Annotated in this window: 19 protein-coding genes; 9 read left to right on the top strand and 10 right to left on the bottom strand. The window is 60.3% G+C overall.

The features are described 5' to 3' along the window. Positions 1-159: 159 nt before the first annotated feature. From GDA65_04795 to GDA65_04770, 6 genes are all read left to right on the top strand, one after another. Positions 160-1188 (top strand): radical SAM protein, encoded by a 1029-nt coding sequence (locus GDA65_04795; protein ID MBA5862007.1) that lies wholly within the window; start codon positions 160-162, stop codon positions 1186-1188. A gap of 10 nt (positions 1189-1198) precedes the next feature. Further along, complete coding sequence (locus GDA65_04790; protein ID MBA5862006.1) at positions 1199-1969, top strand: DUF547 domain-containing protein; 771 nt, start codon at positions 1199-1201, stop codon at positions 1967-1969. Between the two features lie 17 nt (positions 1970-1986). Next, a complete protein-coding gene (locus GDA65_04785; GenBank protein ID MBA5862005.1) occupies positions 1987-2622 on the top strand; it encodes a hypothetical protein in 636 nt (211 codons plus the stop codon). Then, positions 2619-3317 carry a glycosyltransferase gene (locus GDA65_04780; GenBank protein ID MBA5862004.1) on the top strand — a complete coding sequence of 233 codons (699 nt, stop codon included), beginning with the start codon at positions 2619-2621 and terminating at the stop codon, positions 3315-3317. The genes GDA65_04785 and GDA65_04780 overlap by 4 nt, the downstream gene beginning before the upstream one ends. A gap of 142 nt (positions 3318-3459) precedes the next feature. After that, entirely contained in the window at positions 3460-3777 is a 318-nt protein-coding gene (locus GDA65_04775) for a hypothetical protein (GenBank protein MBA5862003.1), read from the top strand. 235 nt (positions 3778-4012) lie between these two features. Then, positions 4013-6673 (top strand): CBS domain-containing protein, encoded by a 2661-nt coding sequence (locus GDA65_04770; protein ID MBA5862002.1) that lies wholly within the window; start codon positions 4013-4015, stop codon positions 6671-6673. A 98-nt stretch (positions 6674-6771) separates the two neighbouring features. On the opposite strand, the gene GDA65_04765 is transcribed toward GDA65_04770, so the two are convergent. The 5 genes from GDA65_04765 to GDA65_04745 all read right to left on the bottom strand — a co-directional run bounded on the left by GDA65_04765 (position 6772) and on the right by GDA65_04745 (position 10846). Further along, positions 6772-6960, bottom strand: coding sequence for a hypothetical protein (locus GDA65_04765; protein MBA5862001.1), 189 nt, complete (start codon positions 6958-6960; stop codon positions 6772-6774). A 144-nt stretch (positions 6961-7104) separates the two neighbouring features. Beyond that, positions 7105-8070, bottom strand: coding sequence for a 5-oxoprolinase/urea amidolyase family protein (locus GDA65_04760; GenBank protein MBA5862000.1), 966 nt, complete (start codon positions 8068-8070; stop codon positions 7105-7107). Then, on the bottom strand, positions 8060-8836 hold the full coding sequence (gene pxpA / locus GDA65_04755; GenBank protein MBA5861999.1) for a 5-oxoprolinase subunit PxpA: 777 nt from the start codon (positions 8834-8836) through the stop codon (positions 8060-8062). The genes GDA65_04760 and pxpA overlap by 11 nt, the downstream gene beginning before the upstream one ends. Beyond that, on the bottom strand, positions 8833-9507 hold the full coding sequence (gene pxpB, locus GDA65_04750) for a 5-oxoprolinase subunit PxpB (protein ID MBA5861998.1): 675 nt from the start codon (positions 9505-9507) through the stop codon (positions 8833-8835). The genes pxpA and pxpB overlap by 4 nt, the downstream gene beginning before the upstream one ends. 58 nt (positions 9508-9565) lie before the next feature. Then, positions 9566-10846: an MFS transporter gene (locus tag GDA65_04745; GenBank protein MBA5861997.1), complete on the bottom strand. Its 1281-nt coding sequence runs from the start codon at positions 10844-10846 to the stop codon at positions 9566-9568. A gap of 105 nt (positions 10847-10951) precedes the next feature. Between GDA65_04745 and GDA65_04740 the strand changes: the two genes are divergently transcribed. Continuing rightward, the gene (locus GDA65_04740) at positions 10952-11590 is read left to right on the top strand and encodes a DnaJ domain-containing protein (GenBank protein ID MBA5861996.1); all 639 of its coding nucleotides are present in this window, start codon (positions 10952-10954) and stop codon (positions 11588-11590) included. Positions 11591-11705: 115 nt separating this feature from the next. Here GDA65_04740 and GDA65_04735 read toward each other — a convergent pair whose 3' ends face one another. Genes GDA65_04735 through GDA65_04725 form a run of 3 tightly spaced genes read right to left on the bottom strand, consistent with a single transcriptional unit; the run spans position 11706 to position 14727 of the window. Continuing rightward, positions 11706-12914, bottom strand: coding sequence for an amidohydrolase family protein (locus GDA65_04735; protein ID MBA5861995.1), 1209 nt, complete (start codon positions 12912-12914; stop codon positions 11706-11708). Further along, positions 12911-13513 (bottom strand): DUF3365 domain-containing protein, encoded by a 603-nt coding sequence (locus GDA65_04730; GenBank protein MBA5861994.1) that lies wholly within the window; start codon positions 13511-13513, stop codon positions 12911-12913. Before GDA65_04730 ends, GDA65_04735 begins: the two co-directional genes overlap by 4 nt. Further along, positions 13510-14727, bottom strand: a complete 1218-nt coding sequence (locus tag GDA65_04725) for an aminotransferase class V-fold PLP-dependent enzyme (GenBank protein ID MBA5861993.1) — start codon at positions 14725-14727, stop codon at positions 13510-13512. The genes GDA65_04730 and GDA65_04725 overlap by 4 nt, the downstream gene beginning before the upstream one ends. A gap of 134 nt (positions 14728-14861) precedes the next feature. Here GDA65_04725 and GDA65_04720 point away from each other — a divergent pair, with 134 nt between their 5' ends. Next, positions 14862-16433, top strand: a complete 1572-nt coding sequence (locus tag GDA65_04720; GenBank protein MBA5861992.1) for a CPBP family intramembrane metalloprotease — start codon at positions 14862-14864, stop codon at positions 16431-16433. Positions 16434-16517: 84 nt separating this feature from the next. Here the strand turns inward: GDA65_04720 and GDA65_04715 are convergent, their stop codons facing one another. Next, complete coding sequence (locus GDA65_04715; GenBank protein ID MBA5861991.1) at positions 16518-17171, bottom strand: cupin domain-containing protein; 654 nt, start codon at positions 17169-17171, stop codon at positions 16518-16520. 381 nt (positions 17172-17552) lie between these two features. Here GDA65_04715 and GDA65_04710 point away from each other — a divergent pair, with 381 nt between their 5' ends. Then, the gene (locus GDA65_04710) at positions 17553-18782 is read left to right on the top strand and encodes a hypothetical protein (GenBank protein ID MBA5861990.1); all 1230 of its coding nucleotides are present in this window, start codon (positions 17553-17555) and stop codon (positions 18780-18782) included. A gap of 7 nt (positions 18783-18789) precedes the next feature. Here the strand turns inward: GDA65_04710 and GDA65_04705 are convergent, their stop codons facing one another. Continuing rightward, positions 18790-19608: a hypothetical protein gene (locus GDA65_04705; protein MBA5861989.1), complete on the bottom strand. Its 819-nt coding sequence runs from the start codon at positions 19606-19608 to the stop codon at positions 18790-18792. Positions 19609-19646 lie beyond the last annotated feature (38 nt).

The following is a 19646-nucleotide window of genomic DNA, read 5'->3' as shown; positions in this document are numbered from 1 at the left end:
GGATGAGTCGAGCTGTGCCGTAGAGAGTCATTCAGCAAGCCGTATGCCGGAAAACCCGCTGCATGCAGTGCAGAATGGCCTGGATTGGTGCCGATTGTGTCGCGTTGTGCTGACCCGAGAACCGCGGGGCAAGAGGAAAATGGCAACAAATGTTCAAAGATGCTCACTCATAGCAGGCGATTCACGGTGACAGTGAAGCGCGCGGTTGCGATGATGTCAGCCCATGCTCGGCCCCTGGCTAATCTTTTACAGGGGCGCCCGGTCCTTGCCACGTTTCAGGTGACCTTGCGGTGCAACTCCGCCTGTGGGTATTGCGCCCTTCCGTTGAACCTGGGACGGTACGAACTGACTCGAGAGGAAATCCGGGGCATCTTCGGACAACTCTACGCTGACGGTATTCGATTCGTGCTTATTCAGGGTGGGGAACCGCTCCTACGCTCGGACCTCGTCGATATCCTGACCGACCTCTCCTCGCTGGGGTTGTATGTGACCGTGATCACCAATGGGACCAGGCTCACGGCCGACCTCGTCGCACGGTTTGCCTCACTACGCCTTCCTCTATCAGTGAGCCTGGACACGCTAGACCGCGCGCGCTACCGACAGATTCGTGGAGCTGATCAGTTGCCCCAGGTCCTGTCCGGACTTGATCTTCTGGCACAGTATCCCTACCCGAAGTTCCTGACCTGTATTGTGAGCGAGGTCAATCGCGAAGAGGTGCCCGAAGTCGTACGATTCGCCAGGGCGCGGGGATTTATTCCCGTCGTGGGAGCCTACCACTGGAATATAGGCCTTTACGGCAAAGAGGATGCCGGATTGACGTACGATCGCTCTGCTGCCGCCGGGGTGTTCGAGCTGCTTCTGAAAGAGCACCTGATTCCTCCGGGGTATTTCCGGAAATTTGTCGCTGACAGCGCGGGATGGTTGCGAGGTCAGCGACTTGAGCCCTGCGACGCCGGAAGATATAGTATTGCCGTCGATGCCTCCGGTGAGGTGTCAGCCTGCCTGGCGATGTCGTCTGTGGGGAATCTCCGCGAGGTGCCATACCGAGAGATCCTCAGTCGTTTCAACCGGACCCAAATTCAAGTCTGTTCCGATTGCTCCTCCTGCAACCGTCTTGATGGGCGGGTGGTGGGAACTATCCTGAGACATCCGATCACGTCATGGCGGACTCCGGTTCGGTTTCAGTAGGAGAAGGATTGTGACGCGAAAGCTGTTGATCGGAGTACTGCTGATCATGATGGGAGGCTGTTCGACGGCGCCGACCTCTTTCACCCCCTCTGACCCCCTCCCGTCGGAGCAAGTGTCTCATCGGTTGTGGCAGGAACTACTGAGCGCGGATGTCCGGGATGGCGTCGTTGATTACCCGGCCATTCGCCGCCAGGGACGGCTTCCGTCCTATATCGCGTTGTTGAATCGAGTGGATCCGGGTCGCTTGTCGGTTGGAGACCGGTTGGCGTTCTGGATCAATGCGTACAATGCCTTTGCCGTCACGGGCATTCTGGATGGGTATTCTCCTGACACGCTGTTCGGCCGATACCGGTACTTCATCGCGCGGAAGTACTCTATTGGTGGACAGGCGGTGAATCTCTACGATCTGGAGCGGGAGATTCTTATCGCCCAGTTTCACGAACCGCGCGTACATTTTGCGATCGTCTGCGCGTCAGCCTCCTGCCCGAAACTTCAATCGTGGGCGTTCGAAGGCCAGCATCTCGATGAACAACTCAATCGGGTCACGGAGGAGTTTGTAAATGACCCGTTGCGCAATCGTTTTGACCGATCGAGAAAAGTGGCCTCGTTGTCGATGATTTTCAAATGGTTTGCCAAGGATTTCGAGGCTCGTTCCGGATCAATCCTGGGCTATGTCGGTGAGTATGTGCAAGATCCATCGCTCAAGCAGGCCCTTCTAGCCGGCGACTACACCGTGGAGTTTCTCGACTACGATTGGCATTTGAATGGACCGTCCCCGTAGAACTGAAGGAGTTGTGCATGGTGGTGTTGCCTGGTGAACGAGTCCCCATCGCCCGGCTGCTGGCGTTTCTTGAACATGGCGAACGGATGGCTCACCTCTGTGCGCGCCGCCAGGCGGCGCTGGCTGCCGACTCGAAGGCGCGGCGTTTTCTCACGACCCAGGCACGTCAGGAGGCGATGCACGCCGCGGTGTTTCGTGGCGCCATCGGCTGGCTTGCGCCGCGCCACCTTGGCGATGCTCCGTTCCTGCCGGCACTCGAGGCCTATCGCCGGCTGCTCACGGAGGCGCTTGAACGCGGCGATTGGCTGGAGAGTATTCTGGCTGAACAGGTAATCCTCGAAGGACTGGGGGAGGCGATTCTGACTCGGATCGAGGGCGGCCTTGAAAAGCGGCAGGCGCCGTTCCGCCGGTTGCGCCGAGTGCTGCTGTACCAGGAAGAGGCTCATCATGACTTCGGGCGGCGTGTGTTGGAGCGAGCGATGGTGGATGGGCACAGGGAGTTGGAGGCGCTTCGCCTGCGCACGCAGGACTATCTGGCGTTGACCGATTCGATGGTGTTGACGCTCTGCGATCTCTTCGAGACGATCGAGGAGGACGCGTTTGCTTGGGCCGCCGATGTACGTACCTTCCTGCCCGTTTGGTTGATAGCATGATCTCCATCGTGATTCCTGCCTACAATGAAGAGCGGGCGCTGCCGGCCACACTCCGGGAGTTGTTCGAACAAACCGGGTCATATGAAGTGATCGTGGTTGATGGAGGAAGCCACGATCAAACCTGTGAGATCGTTCGGCGCTGGCCGGTCAACGGTCGATTGCCGGCTCCGCTCACCCTCCTGACGGCGCCCAAAGGCCGGGCCTCTCAAATGAATGCTGGCGCGAAGCTGGCTTCCGGCGAGTGGTTGCTCTTTCTGCATGCCGATACGCGGTTACCCGTCGGTGCGCTGAGTCGGATCAATGCGTTGGAGCGGAATCTTACGATCCAGGCCGGCGGATTCCGCCACCGATTCTCAGGGTCGGACTGGCGGCTCCGGATGATCTCCTGGCTCGACAATTTTCGCTGTGTCAGGAGCCATATTATTTACGGCGATCAAGCCTTATTCATACGGCGGGCGTTGTTCGAGCGGCTTGGAGGATTTCCAGATCGGCCCATCCTGGAAGACGTGGCATTCGGTGAGAATCTGTTGAAAGTCACCACGCCCATTCTTCTCTCACCCCCGGTCGTCACGGATGCCCGCAAGTTTCTCAAAATGGGAATCTGGCGGAGTTTTCTTCGCGTCCTGCTGATTATTTTACATGTGGAATTCAAGCTGCCGTACCTCCCACGCGTCTTTTTTCAGGATATTCGCTGATTGCATCTCCTTCTCGTGTTGTCCGCCCGCCACGGTGGTTCTCCTCTCTTCCGTTTAAACCGCTATTTCGATTGTCAACCAGCCGGCCCCCTTGTACGTTGAACTCGATGACAGAAATCTGGCGGTAACCAAGGGAGGATGTATGAAGCACGTGATGTTGAGTGTGGCCTTGCTGTCGATGTGTGCCCCGTCGTGGGTGTTGGCGCAGGCGGAGACGCCAAGAATCGATCAACGGCAGGCGAACCAGGAGCGGCGGATTGATCAGGGAATTGCCAGCGGTCAGTTGAACGAGCGTGAAGCCAATCGCTTGAACAATCGGCAGGAACACGTCAACAACATGGAAGACAAGGCAAAGTCCGACGGGGTGGTGACGAAGAAGGAGCGCGCCCGCATCAATCATGCTCAGGATCGCACGTCGCGCCACATTGCTCGCCAAAAGCACGACCGCCAGCAGCGATAATGTCTCCATACGGACTGCGTTCGGCAAGTAACTGAACGTGTCGGTCCGGGTAACTTGACCGGTCTCTGCGCTCGTGCTTGTTGTCGGGTGTCCTCCATGCCGTCCACAGGTCAAACTGTGGACGGCATGGTTGCGTCTCGCCCCACTTCTCACCTCCCGCGCACAATGGCGCCTGAGATACGACCTCCTCACATCACGCCTGAATCAATTCGCTCGATCCTGCTAGAATGCCGGCATGGATCTCATCACCACGCATCTGAATGCCGACTTCGACGGACTGGCCTCCATGGTTGCGGCCCGGAAACTGTATCCCGGTGCCGTGTTGGTGTTTCCCGGCGGCGCGCAGGAGTCGGTGCGAAATTTTCTGGCCGAGCACGATCTGGGCATCTGCCGCCTCAAGGATGTGGCGCTGGAGCAGGTGCGCCGGTTGATACTGGTCGATGTTCAAGAGCCGGAACGGATCGGTCCCTTGAAGGCGCTGAGTGTGCGCAAGGATCTGGAGGTCCATGTGTTTGACCATCATGGAGCCGGCGAAGGATCAGAGGCTTCTGCCTGGCCGTCGGTCACGGAACGGCATATTGAACCGGTGGGAGCCACCGCCACGCTGTTGATCGAGCGACTGAAGGGGCGGCACGTGGCACTCACGGCTTCCGAGGCGACAGTGCTGGCGATGGGCCTGTACGAAGAAACAGGCTCGCTGGCGTATCCCTCAACCACCCCGCGCGATTTGGAAGCGGCGGCCTTCGTTCTCCGCGCGGGCGCCGATTTGAACCGGGTCGCGGAGGCGCTGCAACACCCGCTTGATCCGGACCTCATCGCTCTGCTGAACGATCTGCTCCAATCAGGAGAGATTTACTATTTGGAAGGCCGCAAAATTCTTGTTGCAGCGAGTGCCTACGATCGCTATACGGGCGATCTCGCTGAGGCGGTTCAGCGGCTCGCGGAACTGCAGGGGTTTGATGCCGTGATCGTGGCGATTGCGATGGAGGAAAAGGTTCAGATTATCGGACGGAGCCGTAGGCCGGAGATCGATGTGGGCTGGATCGCGCGCGAGTTTGGCGGCGGCGGACATGCCGTGGCAGCGGCCGCCAGCGTGAAAGGCCGTACACTGGTAGAAGTGCAGGAGCAGCTGACTCGGTTGTTGACCGAGCGGTACCGCCCTACGTTGTTGGCACGGGATGTGATGACCACGCCTGTTAAATCAATTATGGCTGATGCGACGGTGAGCGAGGCGGAACGATGTATGACGACCTATAGCGTCAACGTGTTGCCGGTGGTCGATGCCAAGGAGCGGTACGTCGGCACAATTTCACGGGAGATCGTCCAGAAGGCCCTCTTTCATCAGTTGGGCGCTCAGCGGGTGGGGGATCTGGCCGGCAGCGGACACTACAGCGCATTGCCGGACACGCCATTTCATGAGATCGAAACGCGGATGATCGAATTGAACCAGCGTTTCGTACCGGTGTTGTCCGATGGCAAAACAGTCGGCGTCATCACCAGGACCGACCTGCTCCGCAGTTTGCATGACGATGTGCTTGCGGCAGCGCGCGGTAAACCGAAGTCGTTGATGGGGCTGGAGTCACCCGGCGGAGTGCGGAAGCGGGATCTGAAAGGACTGCTGCGCGATCGACTGCCTACTCACATCTACGAGTTACTATGGACAGCAGGTGAATTGGGTGAACGGTTGGGCGTATCTCTCTATGTCGTCGGAGGATTTGTCCGCGATCTGTTGCTTGGCCTCGATAACCTCGATGTCGATTTCGTGGTCGAGGGGGATGGCATCGCGTTTGCGCGCGCGTTTGCGAAGGAACGCGCAGGCCGCGTCAAGGTGCATGAGCGATTTGGAACGGCCGTGGTGTTGCTGTCGGACGGGTTTAAGGTGGATGTGGCGACGGCGCGAACCGAATACTACGAGTACCCGACGGCCTTGCCGACGGTGGAGCAAAGTTCCATCAAGAAGGATCTCTACCGGCGCGACTTCACCATCAATACGTTGGCGGTGGCGCTCCGGCCTCGCACCTTCGGCCAGCTCATCGACTTTTATGGCGGTCAACGCGATCTGAAGGAGCGTTTGATCCGCGTGCTCCATAGTCTGAGTTTTGTCGAAGATCCGACGCGGGTCTTTCGCGCCATCCGGTTTGAACTGCGATTCGACTTTCATCTGAGCAAGGACACGCTGGCCCTGATCAAGGGCGCGGTAAAGATGGAGTTGTTCCATCGGCTGTCCGGCCAGCGACTCCTGGATGAGTTGCGGTTGTTGTTTTCTGAGCGCACCCCCAGGCACGCTGTCCGCCGTCTAGCCGACCTCGATCTGTTGCGATTTGTTCACCCCACGTTGACGTGGTCTGCCAGGTTGGATCGACGGCTGACCGACCTGGAGGCGGCGTTGGATTGGTATCGGCTGTCCTGTCTTGATCGGACCATTAACGCTTGGGTGGTCTACGCCATGGCACTCGCGGAGGTCATGCCGGATCAAGCCGCCCGTGATATGCTCAAACGGTTTCCCTTTACCGAAGCGGAACGGACTGCGATGACACAGGCTCGATTTCTCACGCAGCCTGTGTGTCGGATCTTGACCCGGCGTGCGCCTCTCCGGCCATCGGAAACAGTTGCACTGTTAGCCGGCCTGTCGGAGGAATGCTTGGTCTTCCTGCTGGCGAAGAATGCCTCCGAAACGGCAAAACGGTACCTGTCCCAATATCTCACTGTGTATCGTGATGTGAAGCCGGCACTCACGGGAAAGGCGCTTCACGCGTTCGGTTTACGCCCCGGCCCTTTCTATCGCACCATTCTGGAGCGATTGACTGAGGCACGGCTGGATGGTGAAGTGAAGAGCGAGGAAGAGGAACGGGCACTGGTGAAGGAATTGACCGAGCGAACTCGCTCAACGTCCTAGCCTTGTGCGCGGGGCGGTGATGTCACGCAGCTGCGATGGCCACAGCGTATGGGGGCCGGCTACAGGCGCCCCTCGGCGACCGGACTACAGCGAGGGGATTAAGCCAGTGGCTCAACCGGCTCGAGTTCGTCGTGAGTGTCGACGGCTCGAGCCTCTTTCCCCATCGCAGCGAGAAGGCCGTCGTAGACGATGCGAGCCGCGTCAGACCATTTGGGATTGAATGGGCGACCAGCGAAAGCGGCTTCAGCCGCTTTTTTCTCATCGTGGGTAATTTGTCGAGGAGTCAATGCGGTGTCCATACGAATAATAATAGATCGCTTCAGGGCAATGTCAAGGACTCAGCGCATTGAACGGACCCTCTCGTTCGATGGGGGCTGTGCACGAATCATTTGCAAGGGCCTGCAGGGAGCGTCTCCGCTGATGGCCTGGTCTCAGGAACAGCACCGGGGGAGGAGTCGGTCAAGTTCGGCGTGATTCGACCGAAAGTGGTCAGAGGCCTGCTGCGCGGTGATCATTCGAAACGAGAGGCTGTCCCCCGGGGCCAGTTGCGCGGCGAGAGAACGATCCGCGCTGATCATCGTGGCGAGCTTGGCATATCCGCCCGTGGGTTGACAGTCTGCCATCAGCAGTATCGGTTGTCGATTCGGCGGGACTTGAAGACTCCCGGCGCATACAGCTTCGGAGACGATTTCGGCCGAGGCACGATGCGGCAGCTCCGGACCCTCCAGGCGATACCCCATCCGGTCTGATTCTGGTGTCACCCGGTACAGACTGCCGGTCAGCAGTCGAACGGCCGCGACTGCAAAGTGATCGGATTGCGGACCCGGCATAACTCGTACGACGGGCGACCTCGAATACCGGGGCCGATACGGTTCCGGCAGCGAGCGGCCTATGAAAGGTGCGGCCCCTCGGGCAACAGGTCCCACGCTGAATTGATCCCATTTCTTTACCGCCCGACCCGCCGGCCCGCCCAATCCACTCCGCACATGCGTCGAGAGGCTTCCAAGTATCAGCGGGCCGGTGATGCCGCCTGCCACCGTGAGATACGCGCGTGCGCCCTGCCGCCGCATCCCGAATTGCAGCCGGCTTCCAGCCTTCATGGTCACCACTGTCCACAGTGGAATGGCCAGGCCGTCGCTGGTCGGGGAAAGGTCGGCGCCGGTAATGGCAATCGATAGCGCCTGCTCGAACAACAGTTCCGGCCCGTGGAGCGTGATTTCCAAACCGGCGGCTCGATCGGGATTGCCAAGCAGGCGATTTCCGACCGTGAGCGCCCAGGGATCCATCGCTCCACTCACCGACACGCCAAATCGTTGGTAACCACGGCGGCCGAGATCCTGCACGGTGGTAAACAAGCCGGGATGCAACACATGAATAATCGGTTGCTTAATCGGCATGATCGAGACGCCTCACGCAAATCCCGCCATCGTCGAACATTGCTCGCAGCGCATGGGCCAACCGGATGGCGCCCGGGGTATCAGCATGAAGACAGAGCGTGTCGATGTGAAGATGGAGCAATGCCCCATCAACGGCAGCAATGACGCCTTCATGCACCAATGAGTGCGCTCTGGCGACCACGGTCGATGCATCGTGAATGAGCGCATGGGCGTCAGTCCGGGGCACTAACCGGCCATCAGCCCGGTAGGCTCGATCGGCAAAACCCTCTGCGGCCACCACCAGCCCATGCATCGTTCCGGCGGTGAGTAGTTCGGAGCCGGCTAATCCGATGAGGATCAACCGCCGGTCGATTTGGGCGATACCTGCCGCGACCGCATCGGCGAGCTCCGGATCGCGTGCCGCCATGTTGTACAGGGCTCCATGTGGTTTCACATGAGAGAGTCGGATGCCTTCCGCTTGACCGATGGCCGTTAACGAACTCACCTGCGAGAGGATCACGTCCAGCGCCAACGCGTGCGACAGCGGCAGCTCCCGACGTCCGCGTGATTCCCGGTCGGGTAGGCCGGGATGTGCCCCGATCGCCAAGTCGTACTGTCGTGCCAGCTGCAGGGTGCTGCGCATCAGGGCCGCATCGCCCGCATGCACTCCGCAGGCGATATTCACTGACGTCACGTAAGGCATGAGATGAGCCTCCGTGTCCCGCTGCTCGGGCGTTGCCGCTTCGCCGAGGTCACAATTCAGATCGATACTGCGGGTGCGGGTCATGCCCGGTCTCCTGACAGGTGGTGAAATTCTTCTTCCTCGATCGGGACGAATTGTACCTGGTCGCCGGGAACGAGGAGAAATGGCGTGGGCCTTTGGAGACTGAACAGAAGCACCGGAGTGCGCCCGATGATGCGCCACCCGCCCGGACTGGCTTGAGGGTAAATGCCGGTCTGCGTGCCTGCGATGCCGACAGACCCGGCAGCCACGTGTGTGCGCGGGGATGGAAGGCGCGGTGTGGCGATACGGGTTGGTACGGTACCCAGGTAGGGAAAGCCTGGACTGAAACCCAGCATGAAGACACGATAAGTCACAGAGGCATGGAGCGCGGCGGTTTCTTCGGGAGTGAGCCCGGCTTGTCCGGCTACATCGGTCAGATCCGGTCCTGCTGCGCCTCCATACCAAACGGGAATAGAGTGAGTGATGGAAGGGCGCGAGGGCGCGACGGCAGCGTTCACCGCCAATGCGCGCAGAGTGTCCATGACCGTGATGGCATCGGTGAGCAATGCGTCAAAATAGACTGTGGCAGAGCAGTAGGTGGGAACGACCTCTATGAGACCTGGGATTTCCGCCTGGTCTACTGTGGCGGTAAAAGCCAACACCAGTTCGTTCGTGTGAAGATCGATCGTGTTCCCGAACTCGACGGTGACTGCGGACTCGCTGAGCTGGATCATGCGAGAGATCATGGTCAAAGCCTGCCGCGCGGTGTTCCCAGCGGACAATCAGGGGAGTTCACTCCGGTAACGGTCTGCCCTTGGTCTCGGTGGCGAATGGAAGTATGGCCAAGCCGAGCACGTAGATCAATGCGATGGTGCTTGCGGCGTTGTTGAACGATCCCAGCATGGTGACGAGCCAACCGGTCACGAAGGGCGCCGCGGAGGCGAGGATGCGGCCTGCGTTGAAACAGAATCCGGCGCCGGTGGCACGGAGCCGTGTCGGATACAATTCGGGCAGGTAAATCGGAAAGCCGCTAAAGATGCCGTTAGTGAAAAATCCCAGCGCGGGCAACAGCAGCAACACTTCCGCATAACTATGCGGCACAAAATACGTGGCCGGCAGCAGGATGAGGCTGCCGAGGCACATCAATCCGAACACGGGGCGGCGCCCGAATCGTTCCGCCAGCGGTCCGAATCCCAGATAGCCGAAGAGGGCGCCTGCGTTCAGCGCCATGATGGCATAACTGACCTTCTCGGTGAGCCTGGCGGAGTCCAGTTCCTGAAGATCGGGCATGGCATGGACGAGAGTGGGCGCCCAGTTGGTTGCGCCCCAGACTCCGAAGACCGCCACAAACGCCAAGGCTGAACCGATCAGCGTGTCGCGGCGTAAGGACGGCTGGAATAACTCGACGAGATGGAGCCAACTGGTGCGGGCCGTTTGTGGTTCTCGCTCGTGAGCCTGCACCCAGCGTTCGGGTTCTTTCACCCACCGACGGACGAGGAGGGCTACCAAGGCCGGCAGAATTCCGATAAGAAAGAGCATCCGCCAACCGGAATCCTTCAGCAGCAAATTACAGCCGGCGGCGAGGAAAAAGCCGAAGGCCCAGGCTGACTGTAAGATGCCCGCCGCCCTGGATCGCTTCTCCTCAGGCCAGGTCTCGGCCACGATGGCAGCTCCCGCCGCCCATTCTCCGCCGACGCCAAGCGCCGTCAGAAAACGGTAGATCGCGAGATGCCACCATTCCTGCGCAAGCGCGGCCAAGCCGGTGAAGACCGCGTAGATCAGAATCGTGGCAATCAGCGTTTTGGTGCGACCGAAATAATCGGCGGCCATGCCGAAGCCGATGCCTCCGATGGCCCACCCAATGAGGAACACGGAAAAGACGATGCCGCCGTACCATCCGATTTGTTCGGACGTGACCTCGCCGCCCGTGGCGCCGGCTTGCAACAGCTCATGCAGCGCGGGATGGAGCACGATCGCGTAGATCGTGGCATCCATGGCGTCGAATACCCATCCGAGCCAGGCGACGAACAGCACCAGCCATTGATATCTCGTGACGCCCTTTGTCCATGCCACGCTGCGGAGCTCCTGTGTACGAATCACGTGCCGCCACGCTACGGGGAGGAAGGGGCGCTGTCAAGGTGAAGCGCGCACAGCGGACATGCTATAGTTCCCCGCACTATGCCGCGCGTTGATTATTATCGCGTCCTCGGGGTGTCGCGGGACATTTCCGATGACGAGATCAAAAAAGCCTACCGAAAGCTCGTCTTCGAGCATCATCCCGATCGGAATCCGGATAACAGCAGGGCTGAGGAAAAGATCCGTGAGCTCAACTCCGCCTATGAAGTCCTGGGCGATCCCGAGAGCCGGCGCACCTATGATCGCCTGCACTGGGGCGAGGAGATGCAGCCTGAGACCGTCGATCCGTCGCTGATTCTCGAGGAAATGGAGAAGAAGCTCTTTGACGAGGGGCGCAAGGAAGTGTTTGCTGTCCTGATGAAAATGGTGCCGCGGATCAAATCCGAACTGGCCATCATTCGTGAGCGCACAGTGGCACACCAGGGCTACGATACGTTCAAAGAACCGATCGTCGAGGCGCGGGGGGCGGAGGTGCTGGATGAATTCGTCACGCCTGAAATGGAGCAACGCAAGCATCGTCTGCTTGAAGTGGCCGTGCAGATGATGGTGTCCCAGGCGGTGGTTGCGCGGGGCGATGACGGCGGCATTCGCGCGTTGCGGGGCCGCTTGGATGAGATGTTCCGGAAGGGGCGAATCAACGGGTTTGTCACGGCGCTGGAACTTCTGTACCAACGCCGATGATCAGACGTAAACGGTGAAACATAACCAGTCACAGGTAGAAGGTGAAGGGTAGGAGGGGCTAGTGACGAAAGCGTGCCTTGAACGCTATTGCGTCTTAGCGGCCACGTGTTACCTTTCACGTCCGTGAGAGCGGTCCCGACACGAACCGCCCGCGTTGCATGACTCCCGCGAGCCGTTCCTGTTTCAAGAGCAGTCCAATATTTCTCAGCGGGTTGCCTTCCACCACCAACAGATCCGCCTGTTTGCCGGCTTCAATCGTGCCGATTTCTGCCGAGAGGCGCAGCAACCGCGCAGCGGCAGAGGTGCTCGTCATGATCGCATCCATGGGTGTCATGCCCAGGGTGACCATCCGCTCCAATTCCTGCGCATTGTCCCCGTGGTGATTGAAGGGCGTGCCGGCATCGGTCCCGAGGGCAATCGGCACGCCACGCCGAACGGCGGCGCGGAAGCTCTTCTCGTGTTGTTTCACCATGTTCCTGGCTTTTGAGCGGGCGCTGTCGGGGATGCCGCAGCCGGTCGGACACGCTGCGGTGGTGGCCAGGGCGGACAGGGTGGGAACCATGTAGACGCCGCGCTGGGTCATCATGCCGGCGGCCTCGTCATCCATAAGCGTGGCATGTTCGATCGAATGGACGCCGGCGCGCAGGGCGTTTTTCATCCCGCTTGCGCCATGGGCATGGGCGGCCACGTGGCGGCCATGGGCGGCAGCCACTTCAACCGCCGCTCTCAGTTCTTCCACGGTCATCTGGGCTTCGTCCGGGGACGTGCCCGGGGTGAGCACGCCGCCCGAGGCGATCACCTTGATTACCTCCGCGCCGGCCGTGAGCTGATCCTGCACGGCAGCCCGCACGGCTTCGATCCCCTGGGCTTCGCGTCCGATGAAGCGGGCATGCCCTCCCGGCATGCAGATCGCCAGGCCGGCGGCCAAGATACGCGGCCCCGGCGTCAGTCCCGACTCGATGGCCCGTTTCAGTGCAAACACGGCATGGTCGCGGAAGCCTACATCTCGGACGGTGGTAAATCCGGCCTGCACGGTGCGGCGCGCCAATTCCGCGGCCTTCAGCAACGTCACAGCCGGGGATTCCTGCTCCACGGCCGCAACCACATCGGCTTCAGCGCCCAGGCAAAAGTGGACATGGCAATCGATGAGACCGGGGAGGACGGTGAGGCCCCGGCCGTCGATGCGTCGCGCGCCCCGGGGCACCCGAATGGACTCGTCTGGCCCGGCGGCTACAATGCGATCACCCTCAATCACGACGGTGCCTCGCTCAATCTTGCGGCCTTGGCCGTCGAGGATACGAATCTGGCGGATGGCGATGGTCATGGCGCCTCGTTGATCGGAATGGTGACGATGACACCGCCCATGATGTCGTTGAGTTTATAGTCTCTCCGCGGGCTGTTCGCATGCCCGTTGTGGCAGGACACGCAGCTCTCGGAGACCGCCCGGTCGGCGTAGATGCCTTGGAAGTACCGGACCCCGCCCTGCTGATAAAATCCCGTGAAGGGTTTCTCCGGCGCCTTCATGACGACTTCCAGGCCGCGTCGTTCAAATTCGCTGTTCGGTCCGTTCCACACATAGATCGGTGTGAGGCTGGCGAGCCGGAAGCTGAGTTTCATGTCTTTCTGCGCGACCAGGCGGCCGGATTCGAGGAGAAATTGGGCGGGCAGGGGGAGCCCCTTCTCTTCTTTCCAATGTTCAAGGGCTTCAACCACGCCCTGGGTGTGTAGCTTGTCTACGACGTTTTGCGTGTAGTTGGCGCGATTGGCATCGATCACGGCGTGAATGAAACTGGTGACCCGTTCGGGCGCCACCATGTCGGCCTTGCGCGATTCTGCCACGGCGAGGGCGATGACCCAGTAGGTGATCGCCGCCACGAATCCCGCCACCCCTGCCATGACGATCCAGAACCCGTTTCGACTCATGCCCCCCTCCTCGCCGACAACTGTGATTGGGTATAGGTTTCGATCGCCGCTTGCACCGCGCGACCGGGCTGATTCAGCCAGCCGTGCTGAGCGAAAATCCCTTCCAAGGCGTTGAGCAGTGTGAGGACGTGGGCTTGCTGGCAGGACTCGCCCATCAGCCCGATCCGCCAGACCCGTCCGCGTAGCGGCCCCAGGCCGCCCCCGATTTCAATCCCGTGGTCCCGCAACAACTGCGTCCGCACCAGCGTCTCGTCAATCCGGTCGGGCAGCGTGACACAGTTGAGCATGGGGAGTCGATGTCCCTTCGACGGGAGCGGCAGAAGGCCCAGAGGCTCAAGTCCTGCCACCAGGGCGTCGCTGTTGAGCTGATGACGGATGAAGCGCGCCGACAGTCCTTCTTCGTGCACGAGTCGCAGGGCTTCGTACAGTCCGTAGAGCATCGAGATCGGAGCCGTGTGGTGATAAGCGCGGCTGCGGTCATTCCAATATTCGGCGATCAATGAGAGGTCAAGGTACCAGCTATGGCTGGGAGTGCGTCGCTGTCGAACGACCTCCATGGCGCGCGGGCTCATCGTCAACGGGGCCAGGCCTGGCGGACAGCTCAGGCATTTCTGCGTGCCGCTGTAGCAGGCATCAATTCCCCAGGCGTCGACTTCGACGGGGATGCCTCCCAAGGAGGTCACCGCATCGACGATGAGTAAGGCGCCGTGCGCACGGCAAAGGGCGCCGGCCCTGTCGAGGGGTTGCCAGGCTCCGGTCGAGGTCTCCGCATGCACGAGCACCACCGCCTTGACGGGGCCGCCCCGGGACAACGCGTCATGCAAGGCGTCCAACGGAATCATCTGTCCCCAGGGGGCCTCGATACGTAGCGGGATGCCGCCGCTTCGCTCAATCATCGTCGCCAGGCGTGAACCGAAGATCCCGTTGACCCCTACGATCGCGCGGTCCCCGGGTTCGATGAGATTGGCGATCACGGCTTCCATGCCTGCCGACCCTGTGCCCGGAAGGGCAATGGTAAATTCGTTTTCCGTCCGGAATAGGGTGCGGAGGGAATCTTGAATCGTATTCATCAGGCCGAGGAATAGAGGGTCCAGATGGCCGACAAGCGGCTGCGACAGGGCATGGTAGACCCGCTCATGCACCATGCTCGGGCCCGGGCCCATGAGCAATCGATACGGAGGGACAAATTCGTGATCTTGAGGGGAAAGGCTCATCGTTGGATCTGATCGTGTCCGTTCGTCAGGGGAAGGCATCGCTGCCTATGGAAAAGTCTGACACTACGGGTGGCGTAGTATAACGAAACTGGAGGGCGTTCAGCCATGGGATTGTGGCGAGGCTCGACCGGTCGATGCCGCGGGTCGCTCTCCAGTTTCACCGCCCTGAAGCCGGTGGTATACTCCGGCGCGCCGTACCCCTTGGAGGTCTTGTGGACGCTGACGAATCGACTGGCCCGGTCCCGCATTCCCCTCAACCCCCCGCGTCTTGTGTCGGAGCGCCTCCTCCGCCGCATCCGTACAATCCCGGGTTTTCCCGGGCGGTTACGCTGTTGTCGGCCGTCGTTCTTTCGGCCTCGATTGCGGTCGTGGCCTGGTTATCATTCGATATTCCAAGGGTGGAGCGAGTCGCGGATGCCGAGCGGGCGCTCAGCCACATGGTCGGCCGCCTGATGGATCAGGCAGACGGCGTGAAGACGCTGCCGGTATGGGAACAGTTGCTCTATGACCTCACGATGGGGAGCGATGCGAACGATCGTGCCCAGGCCATCGAATGGTACCGCGAACTTGCCGAAGAATCGTCCGATCCGTTTGTGGATTTACACGTAGCCATTTTGGAGGGCGAGGCGGGGCAGCTTCAGGAGGTTCGACAACGCATCTCGCGATGGGCGAGACAAGCCCCACCGTATCCGCTGTTCGCCCGGCTGCTGCAGGCCGGATATGTCGAATCGCATGTGGCTCCGGGCGCCGGGTTCGACCTGCAAGCACACCTGGCGGAGCAACCGGTCTCGGGCTGGTTCTACAGCCGGCTGGCGGCCCGTATTGCCGAACGGTCCGGAGACCGTCCGCTGCTCGTCACGATCGAGACGGCTGATCAGCAACGGATCGAAGCGTTGGTCTGGCGCTCAAGGGCAGTTGCCCTGCTCGAATTGACGCTGATGGTCGTCGGGGGGATGGTCTTCATGGCGTGGGTGCGGAGGGGCAAGGGCGCCGCGATGTTTCGGGTGGGCTCCGCCGAGCTGCCGCCTTTGTGGGCAGGACGCCTGGGCGCCGGCGTGTTGCTCCGCGGCGGCGCTGTCGGCGCACTTCTGACCGTGGCGTTCCTGTTTGCCGCCGGCGACTTTCCTTCCTTGCGGGTCGTGGCGGTGCCGCTGTCGAATCTGCCGCTGCTGGCGTTAGCCTATGTCCATCTGCTCCGGCCTCAACGGCAGACGTTCTGGCGAGGATTGGGGCTGAGTCTCGAGCCGCGTCATGTGGGACAACTGGGATTGGCGGTGCTTGCGGTCGTGGCGGCCGGGCTCATGGGAGAGTGGGTATTGGGCCGCATTGCCGAGCCGCTGAATTTGATCAGTCATTGGACCGAATGGTTCGACGCCGATCTCGTATGGGGCGCGCCACCGACTCTGATTGTCAGTTTGATGGAATATGTGATCTTCGCGCCGGTGTTTGAGGAGTTGGCTTTCCGCGGCCTCTTATTCGGGGTATTCCGGCGGCGGTTTCAGTGGGGGGCCGCGGCCGTGTTGAGCGCGGCACTGTTTGCTATCGCGCACGGCTACGGATTAATCGGATTCTTGAGTGTCTTTTGGAGCGGTGTATTGTGGGCCTGGGCCTATGAGCGGACCGGCAGTTTATGGCCGGGAATGATCGGGCATGCTGTCAATAATCTGCTGGTCTGTCTCAGCGTGATGGCGTTACTGCGTGCCTGAGAAGCGGGCCGCGCCAGGCCATTCGGTGTTCCCGGGCGAGAAGTTGGTGGTGTGTCTCTACGAGACGGGAGAGTGTGACGGAGACTACAGTCTCCGGTGTGCGGTGACGATGAGAATTTGCGCGGGCCGTTTGCTGATATTCCGCCAGCAGTGCCGGCTGCCTGCGGGAATTCCGGCCGCATCGCCCCGTTTCAGATTGTGGATTTCCTCCTCCAGAGTCAATTCGAGCGTCCCCATGAGTACGACGGCCAATTGCTCGGCCTGGCGGACGTAGGGTTTGTGCCCGCTTGCTCCGCCCGGCTGAATCGTGATGACCATGGGTTCCAGCTGACTGTCCTTGTTGAATGGTCCGAGCGCTTCGATTTTTGCGCGGGACCATTCGCTTTGCACGACCGGTCGGGCCCCGGACCGGATGATCGCAGGAGGGGTAGGGTCGAGGGCGCGAAAGAATTCTCCCAGGGTCACGCCCAACGCGGAAGCAATCCGCTCAGTGGAGGCAATGGATGGCGAGGCCTGCCGTAACTCAACCTGAGAGATGAAACTGGGGGAGAACCCGCACTTATCGGCCAGTGTTCGCACCGAAAGATGATGCGATTTCCGGAGGCGCCGGACAATATCGCCGACGTGCATTTCAGCTTTTCTTGGGGATGGTTGAGTTCGTTTGGCAGGCTTCTTCTTGGCAAGGTCGGTCATCAATGGCTCGCGGTTAAACCCGATAGAATGCGGAACGCGCAACACCGATTGTGCACCTGTGTAGCACGTTTTTGGGGGGAGTCTCAAGGAATGTGAGGCGTCCCTTCCCCTCTGCAGCCGTGACCGTTCCGTTCATCCCAGCGTCATTCCGGCAGGCCAGGGATTTCACCGGCTATCCGAATCTCGCAAATGAGGTTATGGACAGGTGTCCAGCCCGACTGGACATCTGTCCATTTTTGTGAGAAAAACTGTCATTCGCATGCCGCGCTCTGTGGCGTGAGTTGAGGCGAGGCGAATGGAGCGGGAAGGTTCGACTCTGGAGGTCGGTGATTGCGGAGAGACAGGGCGACATGGCTGACGTTGGCGATCTTTCTCTGTGGATGTGCTGTGTTATGGCTGACGGAGGTAACGAGCACAGGACATCTGGTGGACAACCTTGTCGCCGGGTATCTTTTCTCCTGGGGGTTGTACGCGCTTCTGTCGAATCTTCCGCGGAAGGAGATTCGCGCGCGATTCGTCCTGGTGACCCTGTCCGTGATCGTCATGCTGGGGATAGCCGAATTGGCCGGCGTGGTGGGACTACTCAATTATCAAACTCTTTTCGGTACCCACGGGCGGGAGTGGTTCGATCGTTCGGGGTATGTCCGCGATCCGGAGTTGGGATACCGGCGTGAGCCGCATTATCGTGAACGAGGGTTCTTTGTGCGGGGAAATATCGGCGAAGCACTCTGCCTTCCGGCGAATGCTCCGGAACCGTTCGACCTCCGGTATGACCATCGAGGATTTCGAAACGACACTGATATGGATCGGGCCGATGTCGTAGTCATTGGTGATTCCTATGTCGAATCGCCCATGCTCCCGGGCTCCAGTCTGTTGACGACCCAATTGAGCCATCAGTTGCAGACGTCTGTCGCGAATTTGGGGATCAGCGGGTACGGACCGGAGCAGGAGCTCGTCGTGTTGAAGCGGTATGCGCTGAATCTGCAACCGAAGACCATTGTCTGGGTATTCTTTGAAGGGAACGATTTCTACCAATTAGCTCCCGAAGATCTGGAAGATCTGGCGGTGAGGGGGGAGCCCGACGCCAGGGCTGCGCATGACGAGTATTGGATGCGGTCGCTGACGAGAAATCTTCTCCTGGTCTCGCGCAGAGCGGTGCGGGGATGCGTGCCACATTCCGGCTACTTGCGTCTTCGCGGAACGTTTCGAGATACAGAGGGGAAGGAAACGGTGTTGTATTTCTGGGAGAGGCTCGCGGCATTGAAGCTCACGGACAGACCTCGTCTTGACCGGTTGCGATCAATTCTGTCTGAAGCGTATGAGCTGACCCGGCAACGAGGCATTCGCCTGGTCGTGGCGTTTGCGCCGGTTAAACATCGGGTTCATCAAGGATTGCACAATTTTGAGCCCCTGACAGACGAGATGAGAGACTGGCCGCTCAATGATTTGCCCAACGAAGTCGCCACCATGCTGGGAGAGCTTACGCCGGAGATCGTATTCCTCGATTTGACTCCGCCGCTTCGCGAAGCCGCAGCACAAGGACGGTTGACCTATCTTCCGGATGATACGCATTGGACCGTTGAAGGGCAGCGAGTGGCCGGGGAGGCCATCCATCACGTGCTCGCCGGCAGCCAGACTCGCCTGGCCAAACAGTGACGTGATGCTATCGAGGAATTCTGTCGCCTGCGTCCTGCTGGAAGGCTGCCAGCGTGTCAGAGAGGTCGGGATGCCGGAGTGTGTAGCCCAGGGCTTCCAGGACTTTGCGATTGCAGATCCGTTTCCCGGGCTGGCTGGGGAACGCCTCGCGGGGGCTCACGATGCCCCATTTACTCGACACGTCGGCGCAAATGTCGGCCCATCGGCGCGGATGCCCGTCGCTAATATTGTAGACGTCTCCCGCCCGCCCGGTTCGCAGGGCGAGGAGGCAGAGCCGGGCCAGATCTTCGACATGGATCAAATTTACGAATTTATTCGTGGGGCCGACACGTCCTTGCCGGATCCACTCCACCGGATTGCGACTTGGGCCGTAAATGCCGGCCACGCGGAGGATTATGCCACCATGTTGTGTCCGGAGATATTCTTCCCCTTGGACGCGGGGAAGGTCCAAATTGACGGGGCTTGTCTCGTCAATCCAGGCGGGGAGATCTGTCATGGGCTCATCGCCTTGATCGTAGGCTGACGTGCTGCCGAACACCACCAATCGGCGGGAAGGGCTGCAGGCGTGCCGGGCAAAGGCCCGGACCCGCTCAAGAGGAACTGCCGGAAACGTCCAGATCAGGTCGGCCTCTAACGGCAACGCAGACCAGGTGGCTGGATTCTCGAGATCGAACTGAATGCGTGCGGTCGCGGCCACGTTGGCGAGGTGGCGCTCCGGCCGGCGGCTGCTAGCCAGGATGGGGAGAGATTGCTCCCGGGCTAACGTGTAGATCCAGCGGCCGGTATAGCCGGTTCCGAGAATGACAATGGGGCGGAGGGTGGACATCCGTCCATCATACCCGAACCGCCGGTGCGTGTCCTGCT

Source organism: Nitrospira sp. CR1.1 (genome assembly GCA_014055465.1).
In the GTDB taxonomy this organism is placed as follows: Bacteria; Nitrospirota; Nitrospiria; order Nitrospirales; family Nitrospiraceae; genus Nitrospira_A.
This window is presented reverse-complemented; position numbering and strand designations above follow the sequence as displayed.

Bases quoted from the DNA above. Each gene is read 5' to 3' on its own strand.
- GDA65_04795 (MBA5862007.1), top strand. From the start codon at position 160: ATGCTCACTCATAGCAGGCGATTCACGGTGACAGTGAAGCGCGCGGTT.
- GDA65_04785 (MBA5862005.1), top strand. From the start codon at position 1,987: ATGGTGGTGTTGCCTGGTGAACGAGTCCCCATCGCCCGGCTGCTGGCG.
- GDA65_04780 (MBA5862004.1), top strand. From the start codon at position 2,619: ATGATCTCCATCGTGATTCCTGCCTACAATGAAGAGCGGGCGCTGCCG.
- GDA65_04775 (MBA5862003.1), top strand. From the start codon at position 3,460: ATGAAGCACGTGATGTTGAGTGTGGCCTTGCTGTCGATGTGTGCCCCG.
- GDA65_04770 (MBA5862002.1), top strand. From the start codon at position 4,013: ATGGATCTCATCACCACGCATCTGAATGCCGACTTCGACGGACTGGCC.
- GDA65_04760 (MBA5862000.1), bottom strand. From the start codon at position 8,070: ATGCCGATTAAGCAACCGATTATTCATGTGTTGCATCCCGGCTTGTTT.
- pxpA (MBA5861999.1), bottom strand. From the start codon at position 8,836: ATGACCCGCACCCGCAGTATCGATCTGAATTGTGACCTCGGCGAAGCG.
- pxpB (MBA5861998.1), bottom strand. From the start codon at position 9,507: ATGATCCAGCTCAGCGAGTCCGCAGTCACCGTCGAGTTCGGGAACACG.
- GDA65_04740 (MBA5861996.1), top strand. From the start codon at position 10,952: ATGCCGCGCGTTGATTATTATCGCGTCCTCGGGGTGTCGCGGGACATT.
- GDA65_04735 (MBA5861995.1), bottom strand. From the start codon at position 12,914: ATGACCATCGCCATCCGCCAGATTCGTATCCTCGACGGCCAAGGCCGC.
- GDA65_04730 (MBA5861994.1), bottom strand. From the start codon at position 13,513: ATGAGTCGAAACGGGTTCTGGATCGTCATGGCAGGGGTGGCGGGATTC.
- GDA65_04725 (MBA5861993.1), bottom strand. From the start codon at position 14,727: ATGAGCCTTTCCCCTCAAGATCACGAATTTGTCCCTCCGTATCGATTG.
- GDA65_04720 (MBA5861992.1), top strand. From the start codon at position 14,862: ATGCCGCGGGTCGCTCTCCAGTTTCACCGCCCTGAAGCCGGTGGTATA.
- GDA65_04705 (MBA5861989.1), bottom strand. From the start codon at position 19,608: ATGTCCACCCTCCGCCCCATTGTCATTCTCGGAACCGGCTATACCGGC.